The sequence below is a fragment of the Ruegeria sp. YKSF070 genome (assembly GCF_059612725.1).
The window spans coordinates 1-13449 of the sequence record NZ_JBXWRD010000052.1 but is presented as its reverse complement, the minus strand read 5'-3'; the positions used below and the strand labels follow the sequence as shown (position 1 = coordinate 13449).

Below are 13449 nucleotides of genomic sequence, written 5' to 3'. Positions count from 1 at the left end.
AAGCTATTTCCGTCGCAAGTGTTCGTCCAATCTGGGCATGATTTCCACGAAATTGCAGGGCCGGTGCCTATAATCCAGCTGTTTTTCCAGAATTCCGTCCCAGGCATCCTTGCAGGCACCGGGGCTGCCGGGCAATGCGAACAGATAAGTGCCGCCCGCCACACCACCCGTGGCGCGTGACTGTACCGCCGAGGTACCGATCTTTTCCATCGAGATCAGGGTAAAGACGGTGGCAAAGGCCTCGATCTCTTTTTCATAGACGTCGCGATGGGCCTCGACGGTCACGTCGCGCCCGGTCAGGCCGGTGCCACCGGTCGAGATGATCACGTCGATCTCAGGGTCTGCAACCCAGGCGCGCAGCTGGTCGGCAATCTGGGCGCGTTCGTCCCGGATGATACGCCGGTCGGCCAAAATGTGTCCCGCCCGCGCGATCCGGTCGACCAGAGTGTGGCCCGAGCGGTCCTCCGAGATCGAGCGGGTATCCGACACGGTCAGCACCGCGATACGGACCGGGATGAAGTCAAGGTTTTCGTCGATGCGGGACAAGGGGTCAGGTCCTTTCTAGCAGGGCAAGCCGCAGCGCCAGCGCGGCGAAAATGCCGGCGGTGAGATGGCTTAGCAGACGACCCAATCGCGGATCGCCGGTCAGCCGTCTGCCCAGCCCGCCAGCGAACTGGCCCACCATACCGTTGACGATGAATCCGCCAATCGCGATCACCAGGCCAAATGTCAGGAATTGCGCCAGGATCGGCCCGGCAGCCGGGTCGATGAATTGCGGGATGAAGGCAAGAACGAACAGGATCACCTTGGGGTTGGTGAGGTTCACCAGCATTCCGTCACGAAAGGCGCGGCGCGCAGGGCGTGCCGGCACCTCGGATGCGCTGAACTCTTGCCGCAACGCGCCCCAGGCCAGCCTGAGCAGATAGGCAACCCCGGCCCAGCGGATCACGTCGAACAGCCAGGGCATCGCCTGCACCGCAGCCCCCAGACCCAGTCCCGCGATCGAAACATGCACCATGCCACCCGCCGAAATACCGGCGCTGGCGGCCCAGCCCGCGCGCGGACCCGCGCGAAGCCCCTGCCCGAGACAGAACATCATGTCGGCCCCCGGCGTCAGGTTCAGCGCGAGCGCGGCGGGGACGAATGTAAGCAAGGTGACCGGATCGATCATGCCGGTATCTCGAACCAGTTCACTGTGGGACCAAGGTTGACGACGCGGCTGCGCCCAATCATGCCTTCGGCCCCCCAGCTGTCATGAATATGTCCGCACAGCGCCAGCCTTGGCTGAACCCGTTCGATAGCGTCGCGGATCTCGGTAGACCCGACCGAAAGCCCTGTTCCGGTCACATCGCCGATCCCCTTGGGCGGCGAATGGGTGATAAGGATATCGGCACCTGTGCAGCGGTCGAGCAGTTCGGCCGCCGCGCCCTCGGTCAGGTCGCAGGACCAGTCGCCAAAGGGGGTGGGCGGCACGCCATACCCCACACCAAACAGACGCAGACCGTCGATCCGCACACCGGACCCGTGCAGCACATGGGCACCATCGGGGGCGGCGGCGCGCAGCTCGTCGGCGCTTTCGGCGTTACCGGGCACCAGCACCAGCGGCACCATTATCCCGGCCAGCATCGCCATCGCCTGATCCAGCCCCTGCCGGCCGTTGCAATAATCACCTGCCCCGATGACCAGATCGGCCTCAAGACTGGCGGCAACCAGATCGGCGGCCCGGGCGCGCGCCATGTGCAGATCGGAAAAGGCCAGAATGCGCATCACGCCTCCCTCAGTTTCGCCTTAAGCTCCAGCAGATCGGCCCAGGCCTGCCGCTTCATCTGCGGCTGACGCAGCAGATAGGCCGGATGAAACATCGGTAGCACCGGCAGGCCCATGGCTTGGGTCCATTGCCCGCGCAACCGGGTAATCCCGCGTCGCCCTAGCACCGTTTCGCAGCTGATATTGCCCATCAACACCAGCACCTCGGGCTTGGCCAATGCCACATGCCGTTCCAGAAACGGCTTCATCATGCCGATTTCCACCGGCAACGGGTCGCGGTTCTGCGGGGGCCGCCAGGGCAGGACGTTGGTGATATAGACGCTTTCGGTCCTGCTGAGGTTGATGGCCCCAAGCATCCGGTCCAGCAACTGCCCGGCCCGCCCGACAAAGGGCCGCCCCTCGCGGTCTTCGTCGCGGCCCGGAGCCTCACCAATGATCATTAGCCGCGCGCCGGGCACCCCATCGGCAAAGACCAGGTTACGGGCGCCGCGCTTCAGCTCGCAATGTTCGAACTCGGCCAAAGCCGCGCGCAGCGCGTCGAGCGAAGCCACCGCCCGCGCGGCGCGGGCAGCCTCTTGCGCCGGATCGACCTCGGGCGCCTTGGGCGGCGGGGCAGGCATCGCCGGGCGGCGCGGATCGGACGCGGCCGGTTCAGGCTTGCGCGGCGCGGTTTCCGGCAGCGCATAGCGATCGAGCGGCGCATCCAGGATCGTCTCGGACACACCCAGTTCGACCTGCCATTGCAGCAGGGCCAGCGCGGTATGAGGGTCAAGTGCCGATTCCATGCCCCCAATCTAACCGTCCCTGCGGCAAGGGAAAGCGGATTGGGCTGGACAGCCCGCGCGACGGGGTCGAGCATGGGGTCATGTCCCGTTTCAGCCTCTGGCAGTTACCCGTTCTGCTCTGGTTCTGCGCCACGCTTCCTGCTGGCGCCGCAACCGGCGATTGCCCGCCCGGAACCTTTCGGTGCGGCGCGACAAGCTGTTGTTCAGGGGCGCAGACCTGTACCTGGGACGGCTATTGCATCCCCCTGGGCGCGACCTATTGCGGCGGTGGACGTTCGTGCGGCCCGTTCGAGCAATGTGTGGCGGGCGGTACAGGCTGTGCCCCCAAGGGAGACGGCAGCTGCCAATCGGGCCTGACCTGCGGCCCCGGCATGACCTGCACCGCCAGTGGCAGATGTGTTCCTATCACTTCACGCGACTTGGACCTCCCGACAAACACGCCCTGCAAGGACGGGCGGGTCTGCCCGGCAGGCACTCAATGCCTCCCCGAAGGTGGATGCAGTCGCGTCGGCTGGTTCCTTTGCCAAGAGACCGGATCGCAATGCCGCCCCGGCTTCAAATGCTCGGCCGAACGGGGCTGTGTCCCGCTCAAGGCCATTGATTGCGGGCAAGGCAAATGGTGCAAACCCGGCGAGTTCTGCCTGCCCGAAGGGGGCTGCGCGCCTTCCGACTGAGGCGACAGGCCGTATTGCCCCCGGCCCGCGCGCTTTCTATAAGCGGCGCAATCGCCTGACCGGAGCCGCCCATGTCATTTGCCCACCGACACCTGCTTGGCATCGAACAGCTGTCTCCCGCCGATATCACCGCCATTCTGGACCTGGCCGAGACCTATGTGGACCTGAACCGGCAATCGGCCAAGCATTCCGACGTGCTGTCGGGGCTGACCCAGATCAACATGTTCTTTGAAAACTCCACCCGCACACAGGCCAGTTTCGAACTGGCGGGCAAGCGGCTGGGCGCGGATGTGATGAACATGTCGATGCAGGCCAGCTCGATCAAGAAGGGCGAAACCCTGATCGACACCGCGATGACATTGAACGCGATGCATCCCGACCTGCTTGTCGTGCGGCATCCGCATTCGGGCGCCGTGGACCTGCTGGCGCAGAAGGTCAATTGCGCGGTGCTGAACGCGGGCGACGGGCGGCACGAGCATCCGACACAGGCGCTCTTGGACGCGCTGACGATCCGCCGGGCCAAGGGGCGGCTGCACCGGTTGAACATCGCCATCTGTGGTGACATCGCCCACAGCCGCGTGGCCCGCTCGAACCTGATCCTGCTGGGCAAGATGGAAAACCGGATCCGCCTGATCGGCCCGCCGACGCTGGTTCCCGCCCAGTTCGCCGAGTTCGGCGCCGAGGTTTATGACGACATGCGCGAGGGGCTGAAAGACGTCGACGTGGTGATGATGCTGCGCCTTCAGCGCGAGCGGATGGATGGCGGTTTCATCCCGTCCGAGCGCGAGTATTACCACCGCTACGGGCTGGATCGCGACAAACTCGGATTGGCCAAGGCGGACGCCATCGTGATGCATCCCGGCCCGATGAACCGGGGGGTCGAGATCGACGGAACGCTGGCCGACGACATCAACCGCTCGGTGATCCAGGAACAGGTGGAAATGGGCGTCGCCGTGCGTATGGCGGCGATGGAGCTGCTGGCCCGCAACCTGCGAGAGGCCGCATGACCCGGCTGAATGTATCCGCAAACGAGCATGGCATGATCCGGCTCTATTCCCTCGACATGCGGCCCGAGGAGGCGCGGTTCCTGCAAGAGCCGGGCGCGGTAGCGCAGTTCCTTGGGGTCGAGACGCTCGACATGGATCAGGTCGAGGTTTTCCCTATTTCGGATCTAGAGGAACTGGGCCTTGATGGATATCTGGCCGAGGGGCTTGGCGTGCCCGAGGATCAGTTCGACCGGGCAGAGTTGCGGGCGCGTACCGGTTGGGTGCTGATGCTGCGCAGCCGGGCCTTTGAAGGGCGGGCGCTGGACCTGCCGCTGCCTGCGATGCTCAAGCCCATCGGGACGTATCGCGAGGCCGGGACTGATTGGTCCGGCACCTCGATAGAGACCGCCAGCGCCCTGCCCCATTCCGCGCCCCGCCTGTCACCGCGCGCAGCACGGCGCAAGGCCAGTAAGATCGGTCTCACCCTGTTTGTCATCATCATGACTCTGATCATCGCGGGGCTGGCATGGCTGATCCTGTGATCCGATTTGTCGCGGACAGGCAAGCCTATCTGCGCAATCACACCTGGATGGCAGCGATTGCGATGGGTGGAGCAATGGCAGTGCTTTGGGCGTTAGGCAACCCATATATCTGGACCGGTGCGCCGGCGGGGCTGGCGGCGATTGCCCTGCGCGGCTGGTACCTTGCATCCGAAGAACTGGCGGTGGTGTGGGAGATCTCTGAGGGCACACTTAGCGGGCCTGGCCCTCGTGTTCCGCTCTCTCAGATCGAAACCGTGCGCACCATGGGCAGCTATGTTCAGGTGGTCACCAAGGGCGGTGACAAGCACCTGATCAAATACCAGGCGAACCCGGCCGCCACCAAGACCGCCATCGAAAGGGCGATGATATGAGCGATATCCTCTTCACCAATGCCCGGCTGATCGACCCCGAGGCGGGCACCGACGAGCGCGGCGCGCTGCTGGTCGAGGGCGGGCGGATCGTGGCGCAAGGCCACGAGATCGGAGTGCCCAAACATGTCGAGGTGGTCGATTGCGGCGGCAAGTGCCTGGCCCCCGGTATCGTCGATATCGGCGTCAAGGTGGGTGAACCGGGCGAGCGCCACAAGGAAAGCTACAAGTCGGCAGGACAGGCTGCGGCGGCGGGCGGTGTCACCACCATCATCACCCGCCCCGACACCAACCCGGCCATCGACACGCCCGAAGCGCTGGAATTTGTCACCCGCCGGGCGCAGGCGGACACGCCGGTCAATGTGCTGCCGATGGCGGCACTGACCAAGGGGCGGCAGGGCCGCGAGATGACCGAGATCGGGTTCCTGCTGGATGCGGGCGCGGTGGCGTTCACCGATTGCGACCATGTGGTCGCCAATACCAAGGTGTTTTCCCGCGCGCTGACCTATGCCAAGTCCTGCGGCGCGCTGGTCATCGCGCATCCTCAGGAGCCGGGGCTGAGCGAGGGGGCGGCGGCCACCAGCGGCAAGTTCGCGGCGCTCTATGGCCTGCCCTCCGTGTCGCCCATGGCCGAGCGGATGGGGCTGGATCGCGATATCGCGCTGTTGGAAATGACGGGAGCGAAATACCACGCCGACCAGATCACCACGGCGCGCGCCCTGCCCGCGCTGGAACGGGCCAAGAAGAACGGACTTGATATCTCGGCTGGCACTTCGATCCACCACCTGACGCTGAACGAACTGGATGTGTCGGGCTATCGCACCTTCTTCAAGGTCAAGCCGCCCCTGCGCAGCGAAGACGACCGGCAGGCGGTGATCGAGGCGGTGCGTACGGGCCTGATCGACACGATCAGTTCCATGCACACGCCGCAGGACGAGGAAAGCAAGCGGCTGCCCTTTGAGGAGGCCGCCAGTGGTGCGGTGGCGCTGGAAACCCTGCTTCCAGCGGCACTCAGGCTTTACCACGCGGGCCAACTGGACCTGCCTACCCTGTTCCGGGCCATGGCGCTGAACCCGGCGCGGCGGTTGGGGCTGGCCGCAGGGCGGTTGAGCGCGGGGGCGCCTGCCGATCTTGTGCTGTTCGACCCGGACACGCCCTTTGTGTTGGACCGGTTCACGCTGAAATCGAAATCGCAAAACACCCCGTTTGACGGCCAGCGGATGCAGGGTAGGGTGCTGGCAACCTATGTCGCGGGCCTGCCCGTCTACCGGAGAGACTGATGCCCCCAATCGATACCGCCTCCAATGCGCTGATCCTCTGGGCCTTGATCGGCTATGGTCTGGGTTCGATCCCCTTTGGACTGCTGCTTTCACGCATCATGGGCCTGGGCAACCTGCGCCAGATCGGTTCGGGCAATATCGGTGCCACCAACGTGCTGCGCACTGGCAGCAAGAAGGCGGCGGCACTGACCCTGCTATTGGACGGCGGCAAGGGCGCGGTAGCGGTGCTGCTGGCGCGGGCCTTTGCAGCCGAGGATGCGGCACAACTGGCGGCGCTGGCGGCATTTCTGGGGCATTGCTATCCGGTCTGGCTGGGCTTCAAGGGGGGTAAGGGAGTCGCTACCTTTCTGGGCCTCTGGCTAGCGCTGGCCTGGCCTGTCGGCATCGCCTGCTGCCTGACATGGCTGGTCGTTGCCCTAGCCACCCGCATCTCTTCGCTCAGCGCGCTGGCGGCGGCGGCCAGTTCGACGCTGTGGCTGGTCTTTCTTGGCTATGGCACCACGCTGTTCCTTGGCATCGCGCTGACCTTGCTGGTCTATTGGCGTCACAGCGCCAATATCACCCGCCTCAAGGCCGGCACCGAGCCGCGCATCGGACAGAAATCCAGTTGACCCCCATCCCGGCGGCGCTGACCTGTCTGCGGAACTGGCCGCTCGGCACGCATCACGGTCGGTCCGGAGGCAAGCGCTATCTGGTTTGCAAGACCGTCTTTGCGGGGGGACGCTCGATCAAGCTGGTCGCGCACGAGCGCGGCGGCAACGATTACATCAGCCTTTGTTTCTACGACCTGACCGCAGGACCGCGGCTGGCGCCCTGCGAGATGCCGCTGGACAAGGTCCTGAACTTTCTAAGCCAGCTGCGCCGCGAGGGAAACCGGGGCTAGGTCCTGCTGCTCCCGACGTGCTCACCCACACAACACGCCCACTCAAAAAGAGTTGCTTTGAACGTGATCGGGGGATCTCCCAGATCAGGGTCACCGCGGCGCAATTACGCCGTGCGGGATCAAAGGGACCCTATCGCACATCGATCGCCATGGGCCCAACAACGCGAAAGGCACTTAGAATGAACACTCTCAAATCCTTCATCGGCGGCGTCGCCCTGTCGCTGACGCTGGCCGGTTCGGCCATGGCAGCCGGTGTCGACCTGAACGCCAGCTCGACCGGTCTGGCACTGCAAGGCTATGACCCGGTGGCCTATTTCACCGTGGGCGAAGCCACTGAAGGCGACTGGAAGATCACTTCGGTCTATCATGATGCCACCTATCGCTTTGCCAGCGCCGAGAACAAGGCGACGTTCGAGGCGAACCCGGAAGCCTATCTGCCCGCTTATGGTGGTTACTGCGCCTTTGGTGCAGCGATGGGCTTCAAGTTCGATGGCGACCCGGACAACTGGAAGATCGTCGACGACAAGCTGTACCTGAACCTGTCCGACGAGATCCAGGCCAAGTGGGAAGAGGACGTCCCCGGTTTCATCGTGAAGGCCAACGCCAACTGGACCGATATCGCCGACAAGAGCCCAGCCGAGCTGCAGAACTGAGTTCGGTTGCGACATCAAGAACGGCGGCAGAGCGATCTGCCGCCGTTCTCTGTTTGAGGGAGGAAAGGAAATCGCCTGCGGGTGGTTCTCACAAAGCTCGGCAGAGCGAAGACTTCTAAAACGCCAAGCTTCCGCTCCGGCCATGGGTCGGCAAAACCCGCTCTGATCTCGTCTCCCGCCGGACTGACAGTGAGGTGCGACGTGAAATAGGGGGCTTCTCAAAGAGCAGCGGGTCGATTGTCATGGAGGGACGTACGACCAAGGTTGGCGACGGTGGCATCCACCTTTTCGGCGAAACACAAGGTAGGTGCCAGCAGAGGGACAGACAGAAGAATGGGTTTCATGGTGTCCCCTTTCGGTTCAGTCTACGGGCTCCATAGCGGGAAAGACCCAGCTGCCATCGAGGATCTCGGCGCGCGGCTCGTAGAGCCGGACCGTATAGTTCCAGCCTGGCGTGATGGGGATGCAATTGATCCGCGCGTCCTCGCAGCCGCCGAAGTGGATGGTGTAGGAGCCGTCCTCATTCGGGGTGGCCGAAGTGTTGTTGTAGCTGTTCCGCCCCAGTTCGTTGGGCGCGAGGAAGCCGTCGGCGTCGTAGACGGTGATCGACCAGAAGGCATCCACCGGCACGTCGCGCAGCGTCACTGCATGGGGAGTCTCACCGTCATTCTTGTCGACGGCGTCGACAAAAGCACTGGCCGTCGTGGCCGGTTGCCCCGCCCAGCCCGCCATCCCGATCAGATGGCCAAGCGGGTCCACCTCGTCGCGACGGCCAAAGGCGATGCTGGCATCGAGGCCGACGGCGGCGGCAAGGTCACTGACCGCCTTCCTCGCTGCTGCAAGGTTTTCAAGGTCCCAATCCGGCGCCTCGAAGGGGCCGCTTCCTCCACCATAGAGGCGTATTCCATCCTGCACGGCATGGGCGCGGGCGGCATCGTCGGGATCGCCCGCGTCAACAAAGGTGCGGAACAAGAGCATCGCGAAACGGGTCCCGACATCGCCCTCGGTCAGTTCATAGGCACCGGGTTCAGCGTAAGCAAAGTTGTAATGGTCCTGGCTGATCACCAGCACCGACTGGAACCGCCCGTCGCCCTCGGGCAGCGTCACCGTCACTGGCTCGGACAGGTCGATGATGGCGGCCGAATACAAGGTGTCCTGGTTGGGCCGGATGATCGGCTGCGGTTTGTCGGCGGAGGTTACTTCGCGCTCATGGGCGATCTCGCCGACGCTGGTCCCGTTGGTCTGCATGGTGAGCCGGAACATCGTATCGCTCTCGGCGCGCATGACATTCTGGATCGTGATATCCTCGGCGAGGACTGGCTCGGGTGCGCAGAGCGCAATGGCAACAAGGAGATATCGCATGTTCGTTGTCCTATTTGAGTCAGTTCACCGGCTGAACTTTGGGGAAGGTCCACGATCCGTCGAGGACCTCCGGAGCCGCCCGGTAGAGCCGCACGGTGTATTGCCACCCGTCGACGAGCGGCAGGCAATTCACACGCCCTTCGTCGCAGCCGCCCAGATGCACGGTCATGCTGCCGTCCGCGTTGCGCGTCCCGCTGACAGAATTTACGACATAGGCGCCGAGCGCATTCGGCGCGAAATAGCGGTTCGCATCGTAGACACTGACCGACCAGAAGTCTTTGACCGGAACATCGGCGGGCACCTCGATCTTGTATTCGTCCACGGGAAGTCCCGGCACGACCCCGAGATAGAGTGCCTCATCCTCGGGCAACCCGCCCCAGCCCCCGGCCGTCCCGATGAAATGCCGCACCGGATCGACATCCTCTTTTTTGCCGAACATGCGGAAACTGTCCGGCAGGTAGGCACCGATACCGACGGCGGCCTTCACAAGCCCCTTGTAGCTCTCCTCGTCATAGGGCGGTACGATGAACGGCTCTGACGATGCGGCCTCGATCGACATCTGGTCCTGGATCGCATGCACGGTGGCCAGGTCCGCCGGGTCGGTCGCATCCAGCAGTACGCGCAGGTAAACAGCGACATAGGGCGTGTCGAACGTGCCCATTTCGAGCGCATAGGTGCCGCCGCCGTGGAATACCTTGTTAAGGTAATGATCCTGGTTGATGACCATCGCAGACATGTAGCGGTCGCCGACATCCGGAAGGGTGAATGTGGCGCCCTCGCTGATATCGATGATCGCGGTGCTATAGAGCGTATCCCGGTTCGCGCTGATGGTAGTCTGGTTGTCAACGGGCATCATATCGCGGAAATGGTAGAACTTGTTCACCCCTCCGGCGAGAGCAACATATTTGCCGAACTCGATGTCTGTCGCGGCACGGATAAAATTGTCCACCGTGACCGGGATTTCCCTGCTGTCGGCAAGCTGGTCCATTGAGGCGTCGAAGTTCTGGGCTTGAGCGGGACCAGAGACGATCGCGGCCAGAAATGCCAGAAACGCAAATCTGCGGATCACCAATTGTTTACCTTTCATGAGTCGCCTCCCAGATCTTCGTTTGCCTCGCGTTTTATCATAGTGCCACCGGTCATTTTGTGACAAAGAGACGCCATGAGACAGAAGTTGGTCAACATCATCGAACTGGCGCACGTCGTGGACATTCTCGACGGCTTCGCCCCGAAACACGTCGTCGAGAGTGCGCTCCGATCGGCTGGCCTCGACCGAAAAATGCTCTCAGAAGGAACCGGGTTTGTCTCCTACGCGGCGGAGGCCGTCATACTGGAGTCCATCGCCCGCACGATAGGCGATCGCCATCTGGGCGCCAGGGTTGGCCAAGCCTTCGACTACTTGGCCTACGGAGCCTATGCGAACTACGTGCTGGGCGCACCCGATCTGCGATCTGCGCTTGAACGCGGGCGACGCGCGTTGTCGCTGACGCATCCTGGCTCTGAAATCGTCATCCGACAGACTGACACGCACCTGGTTGTCGGACGAGACTCGAAGGGCTTGTCGGTCGTCGGCCACCGGCACCTTGATGAAGGGGCGCTATTCGTTATCTCAAAGGTGGTCAGGTATTTCCTCGGGGCGGACTGGCGGCCCGATTGGCTCGAACTTCCCGATGGGCATAGCGATGACAAATCAAAGCTGGCAGATCTGCTCGGCGCACCTGTGAGGACCGGCGCCCGGTCTCCGTCCGTCGCAATCCGGCTAAGCGACCTAGCCACGCGAAACCCTCAACCGATGCTAGCTCAGAAAACTATTACACTGGAGGAGCTTGGAGCTCTCATGGGTGTTGAGCCGGTTCAATCCATGGAGAGCGCGGTCCTACAGATCATGCGCGCTCATTTTCCGACAAATGTGCCTTCCGAAAGCAAAGTTGCGGCCCATCTTGCGATCGGCCCAAGGTCTCTTCAAAGGGCACTTGGCGCAGAAGGGACGTTATTCAGAAAGATCCGCTCTATGTTCATCGAGGAGCAGGCACGCGAAATGCTTCGGAACTCTGACATTCCGATCGAACAGATCGCCGCAATGCTGGGGTACAAAGAGCCGAAGAGCTTTCGCCGTGCGTTCAGGGAGTGGACCGGTTCGTCACCAAAGAGCTTCCGGGGAAGTCGAAACGGCGCTGTTGCACAAATCGGGGTCTGAGCGCGGTTCTTGTCGGTCCTCGAACCCAAGCCAACCCTCAAGCCAAGTTGTTCTGACAGAGCCTAGGTGTCGGTGGCGGAGCCGATGGGATTCGAACCCACGAGACCCTTCCGGGCCTACTCCCTTAGCAGGGGAGCGCCTTCGACCACTCGGCCACAGCTCCGCTGACCCGTTTATGGATTTCATCACCCGAGGACAAGGCGAAATTGCGGGTTTTTTGTACGCTCTGACGATTTGTTCATGTCTCGTCGGAGTCAGGCGCCGCCACCGCCAGGGCAGTCATGCTGGCCGAAACCTGCTCCAGAAACTGAGCGCCCATCGCTGAGATCGGACGGCCCCGTGCCGTGACGACGATGACATCCAATAGGATGCGAGGTAAAAACCGACGCAGGACATAGCCCTTGTGATCGTCGCTGGACAAGGTGAACGGGTCGACCAGCGTAACCCCAAGCCCCTGCTTCACCAGGTTGAGCGCGTTGCGGAACAGGTCTGTCTGGCAGCGAATTCTCAGGTTGGCGCCTTCGCGATGAAACGCCTCACGGGCGCGGCGGGTTACCATATGGTCGGCGCCCATGACGATGAAGGGTACATCGTCCAGCAGCGTGGGCGTCAGTTCATCGTGCCGGGCCAGCGGGCTGTCGGCGGGCACCGCGCATTGGATTTCGAAGAAGAACGGGACCCAGTCCAGGCCATCGGTTCGGACAGGCTGTTCGCAGATACCGATCTCGAACAGGCCGGCCATGACCCAGTCCTGAATCTTGGCCGAGTATTGCGACTGAAAGGCGACGGTCAGGTTAGGTTTGTCGGCAGCAAACCTCGCGATCTGCTCAGGCAGAAAGCCAAAGGCCATGGCGTGGTTGGTGGCCACCTGCAACTGCCCGGCCTTCTGGTTCTGCAGATCGACCACCGCCTGATTGACCTGGCCCAACCCGCGCATCACCGTGTCGATCTCGTCGAACAGAACCATTGCCTCGGGCGTCGGCAACAGGCGACCGCGATTGCGTTCAAAGAGTTTGAGACGGGTTTGCCGCTCCAACTGCGCCAGCAGATTGGAAATGGCGGGCTGCGAAACACCCAACCGTTCGGCGGCACCTGTCACCGTGCCGATCTCGATGATGGCGTGAAACGCCTGATAGTGGCGAAAGAAGCGGCTCATATAACTTAGGTTATCATCAGAAGTGATGCCTTGTGCAAATATTAGTATTGGAAATGATGCAAAAGCTTCCGCACACTCCCCTTGGGTCAACGGGGAATAAAGATGGGCGATCTTGAGCAAAAGATCATAGGATTGGATCTGTGGCATCTAGCCTTGCCTGTCGTGTCCGCGCGCGATCACGGGATCGGCCGGGTCGAGGGAAGTTGCGAAATCGTCGTGCTGCGCCTTGTGGCCGAAGGTGGCGTCGAGGGATTTGGCGAGGCCTCGCCTTGGTCGGTCTTTACCGGCACGCCCGAGGCCAGCTATGCGGCGCTTGATCGATACCTGCGTCCGCTCGTCATCGGGCGGCGGGTCAGCGACAGGATTGCGATCATGGAAGAGGCTGCCCGCGCTGTCGCCCATTGCACCGAGGCCAAGGCGGCGCTGGACACCGCCTTGCTGGACCTGGCGGGCCGCATTGCGAACCTGCCGGTTTGGGCGCTGCTTGGCGGAAAATGCCGCGACACGATCCCGCTCAGCTGTTCCATCGCCAACCCGGATTTCGACGCCGATATCGCGCTGATGGAGCGGTTGCGCGCGGACGGCGTCGGACTGATCAAGCTCAAGACCGGCTTTCGCGACCATGCATTCGATATCATGCGGCTGGAACGGATCGCGCGCGACTTCCCCGAGTTCCGGGTGCGTGTCGACTACAATCAGGGGCTGGAGATCGAAGAGGCGGTGCCGCGTGTGCTGGATGTGGCGCGGTTCCGGCCCGATTTCATCGAACAGCCGGTGCGCGCGCATCAGTTCGAGC

16 protein-coding genes and 1 tRNA gene are annotated in these 13449 nt (G+C 62.8%); 9 read left to right on the top strand and 8 right to left on the bottom strand.

Features of this window, described 5'->3' with window-relative positions:
* Positions 1 to 3 precede the first annotated feature (3 nt).
* From moaB to AC2FL1_RS19605, 4 genes are read right to left on the bottom strand one after another with little or no spacing between them, the layout of a single operon-like run.
* A complete protein-coding gene (gene moaB, locus AC2FL1_RS19620; protein WP_496825322.1) occupies positions 4 to 546 on the bottom strand; it encodes a molybdenum cofactor biosynthesis protein B in 543 nt (180 codons plus the stop codon).
* A 4-nt stretch (positions 547 to 550) separates the two neighbouring features.
* Positions 551 to 1171 (bottom strand): LysE family translocator, encoded by a 621-nt coding sequence (locus AC2FL1_RS19615; protein WP_496878038.1) that lies wholly within the window; start codon positions 1169 to 1171, stop codon positions 551 to 553.
* Positions 1168 to 1767, bottom strand: a complete 600-nt coding sequence (locus AC2FL1_RS19610) for a metallophosphoesterase family protein (protein ID WP_496825320.1) — start codon at positions 1765 to 1767, stop codon at positions 1168 to 1170. The genes AC2FL1_RS19615 and AC2FL1_RS19610 overlap by 4 nt, the downstream gene beginning before the upstream one ends.
* The gene (locus AC2FL1_RS19605) at positions 1767 to 2552 is read right to left on the bottom strand and encodes a uracil-DNA glycosylase (RefSeq protein WP_496878037.1); all 786 of its coding nucleotides are present in this window, start codon (positions 2550 to 2552) and stop codon (positions 1767 to 1769) included. The genes AC2FL1_RS19610 and AC2FL1_RS19605 overlap by 1 nt, the downstream gene beginning before the upstream one ends.
* A gap of 745 nt (positions 2553 to 3297) precedes the next feature.
* Between AC2FL1_RS19605 and AC2FL1_RS19600 the strand changes: the two genes are divergently transcribed.
* The 7 genes from AC2FL1_RS19600 to AC2FL1_RS19570 all read left to right on the top strand — a co-directional run bounded on the left by AC2FL1_RS19600 (position 3298) and on the right by AC2FL1_RS19570 (position 7938).
* Positions 3298 to 4233 carry an aspartate carbamoyltransferase catalytic subunit gene (locus AC2FL1_RS19600; RefSeq protein ID WP_496878036.1) on the top strand — a complete coding sequence of 312 codons (936 nt, stop codon included), beginning with the start codon at positions 3298 to 3300 and terminating at the stop codon, positions 4231 to 4233.
* Entirely contained in the window at positions 4230 to 4754 is a 525-nt protein-coding gene (locus AC2FL1_RS19595; protein ID WP_496878035.1) for a hypothetical protein, read from the top strand. The genes AC2FL1_RS19600 and AC2FL1_RS19595 overlap by 4 nt, the downstream gene beginning before the upstream one ends.
* On the top strand, positions 4739 to 5125 hold the full coding sequence (locus AC2FL1_RS19590; RefSeq protein WP_496825316.1) for a hypothetical protein: 387 nt from the start codon (positions 4739 to 4741) through the stop codon (positions 5123 to 5125). Before AC2FL1_RS19595 ends, AC2FL1_RS19590 begins: the two co-directional genes overlap by 16 nt.
* Entirely contained in the window at positions 5122 to 6402 is a 1281-nt protein-coding gene (gene pyrC / locus AC2FL1_RS19585) for a dihydroorotase (protein ID WP_496878034.1), read from the top strand. The genes AC2FL1_RS19590 and pyrC overlap by 4 nt, the downstream gene beginning before the upstream one ends.
* Positions 6402 to 7013, top strand: coding sequence for a glycerol-3-phosphate 1-O-acyltransferase PlsY (gene plsY / locus AC2FL1_RS19580; protein ID WP_496878033.1), 612 nt, complete (start codon positions 6402 to 6404; stop codon positions 7011 to 7013). Before pyrC ends, plsY begins: the two co-directional genes overlap by 1 nt.
* Positions 7010 to 7285, top strand: coding sequence for a hypothetical protein (locus AC2FL1_RS19575; RefSeq protein WP_496878032.1), 276 nt, complete (start codon positions 7010 to 7012; stop codon positions 7283 to 7285). The genes plsY and AC2FL1_RS19575 overlap by 4 nt, the downstream gene beginning before the upstream one ends.
* 179 nt (positions 7286 to 7464) lie before the next feature.
* Entirely contained in the window at positions 7465 to 7938 is a 474-nt protein-coding gene (locus tag AC2FL1_RS19570; protein ID WP_234142485.1) for a YHS domain-containing (seleno)protein, read from the top strand.
* A gap of 360 nt (positions 7939 to 8298) precedes the next feature.
* Here AC2FL1_RS19570 and AC2FL1_RS19565 read toward each other — a convergent pair whose 3' ends face one another.
* Positions 8299 to 9300: a DUF1214 domain-containing protein gene (locus tag AC2FL1_RS19565; RefSeq protein WP_496878031.1), complete on the bottom strand. Its 1002-nt coding sequence runs from the start codon at positions 9298 to 9300 to the stop codon at positions 8299 to 8301.
* Positions 9301 to 9319: 19 nt separating this feature from the next.
* Entirely contained in the window at positions 9320 to 10387 is a 1068-nt protein-coding gene (locus AC2FL1_RS19560; RefSeq protein ID WP_496878030.1) for a DUF1214 domain-containing protein, read from the bottom strand.
* A 75-nt stretch (positions 10388 to 10462) separates the two neighbouring features.
* Here AC2FL1_RS19560 and AC2FL1_RS19555 point away from each other — a divergent pair, with 75 nt between their 5' ends.
* On the top strand, positions 10463 to 11497 hold the full coding sequence (locus AC2FL1_RS19555; RefSeq protein WP_496825310.1) for an AraC family transcriptional regulator: 1035 nt from the start codon (positions 10463 to 10465) through the stop codon (positions 11495 to 11497).
* 73 nt (positions 11498 to 11570) lie between these two features.
* Here the strand turns inward: AC2FL1_RS19555 and AC2FL1_RS19550 are convergent.
* Both AC2FL1_RS19550 and AC2FL1_RS19545 read right to left on the bottom strand, forming a co-directional pair.
* Positions 11571 to 11660, bottom strand: a tRNA-Ser gene (locus tag AC2FL1_RS19550).
* A 75-nt stretch (positions 11661 to 11735) separates the two neighbouring features.
* Positions 11736 to 12653: a LysR family transcriptional regulator gene (locus AC2FL1_RS19545; protein ID WP_496878029.1), complete on the bottom strand. Its 918-nt coding sequence runs from the start codon at positions 12651 to 12653 to the stop codon at positions 11736 to 11738.
* Positions 12654 to 12755: 102 nt separating this feature from the next.
* On the opposite strand from AC2FL1_RS19545, the gene AC2FL1_RS19540 reads away from it, so the two are divergent.
* Positions 12756 to 13449: enolase C-terminal domain-like protein (locus AC2FL1_RS19540; RefSeq protein ID WP_496878028.1), on the top strand; the 694-nt coding region annotated here is incomplete at its 3' end.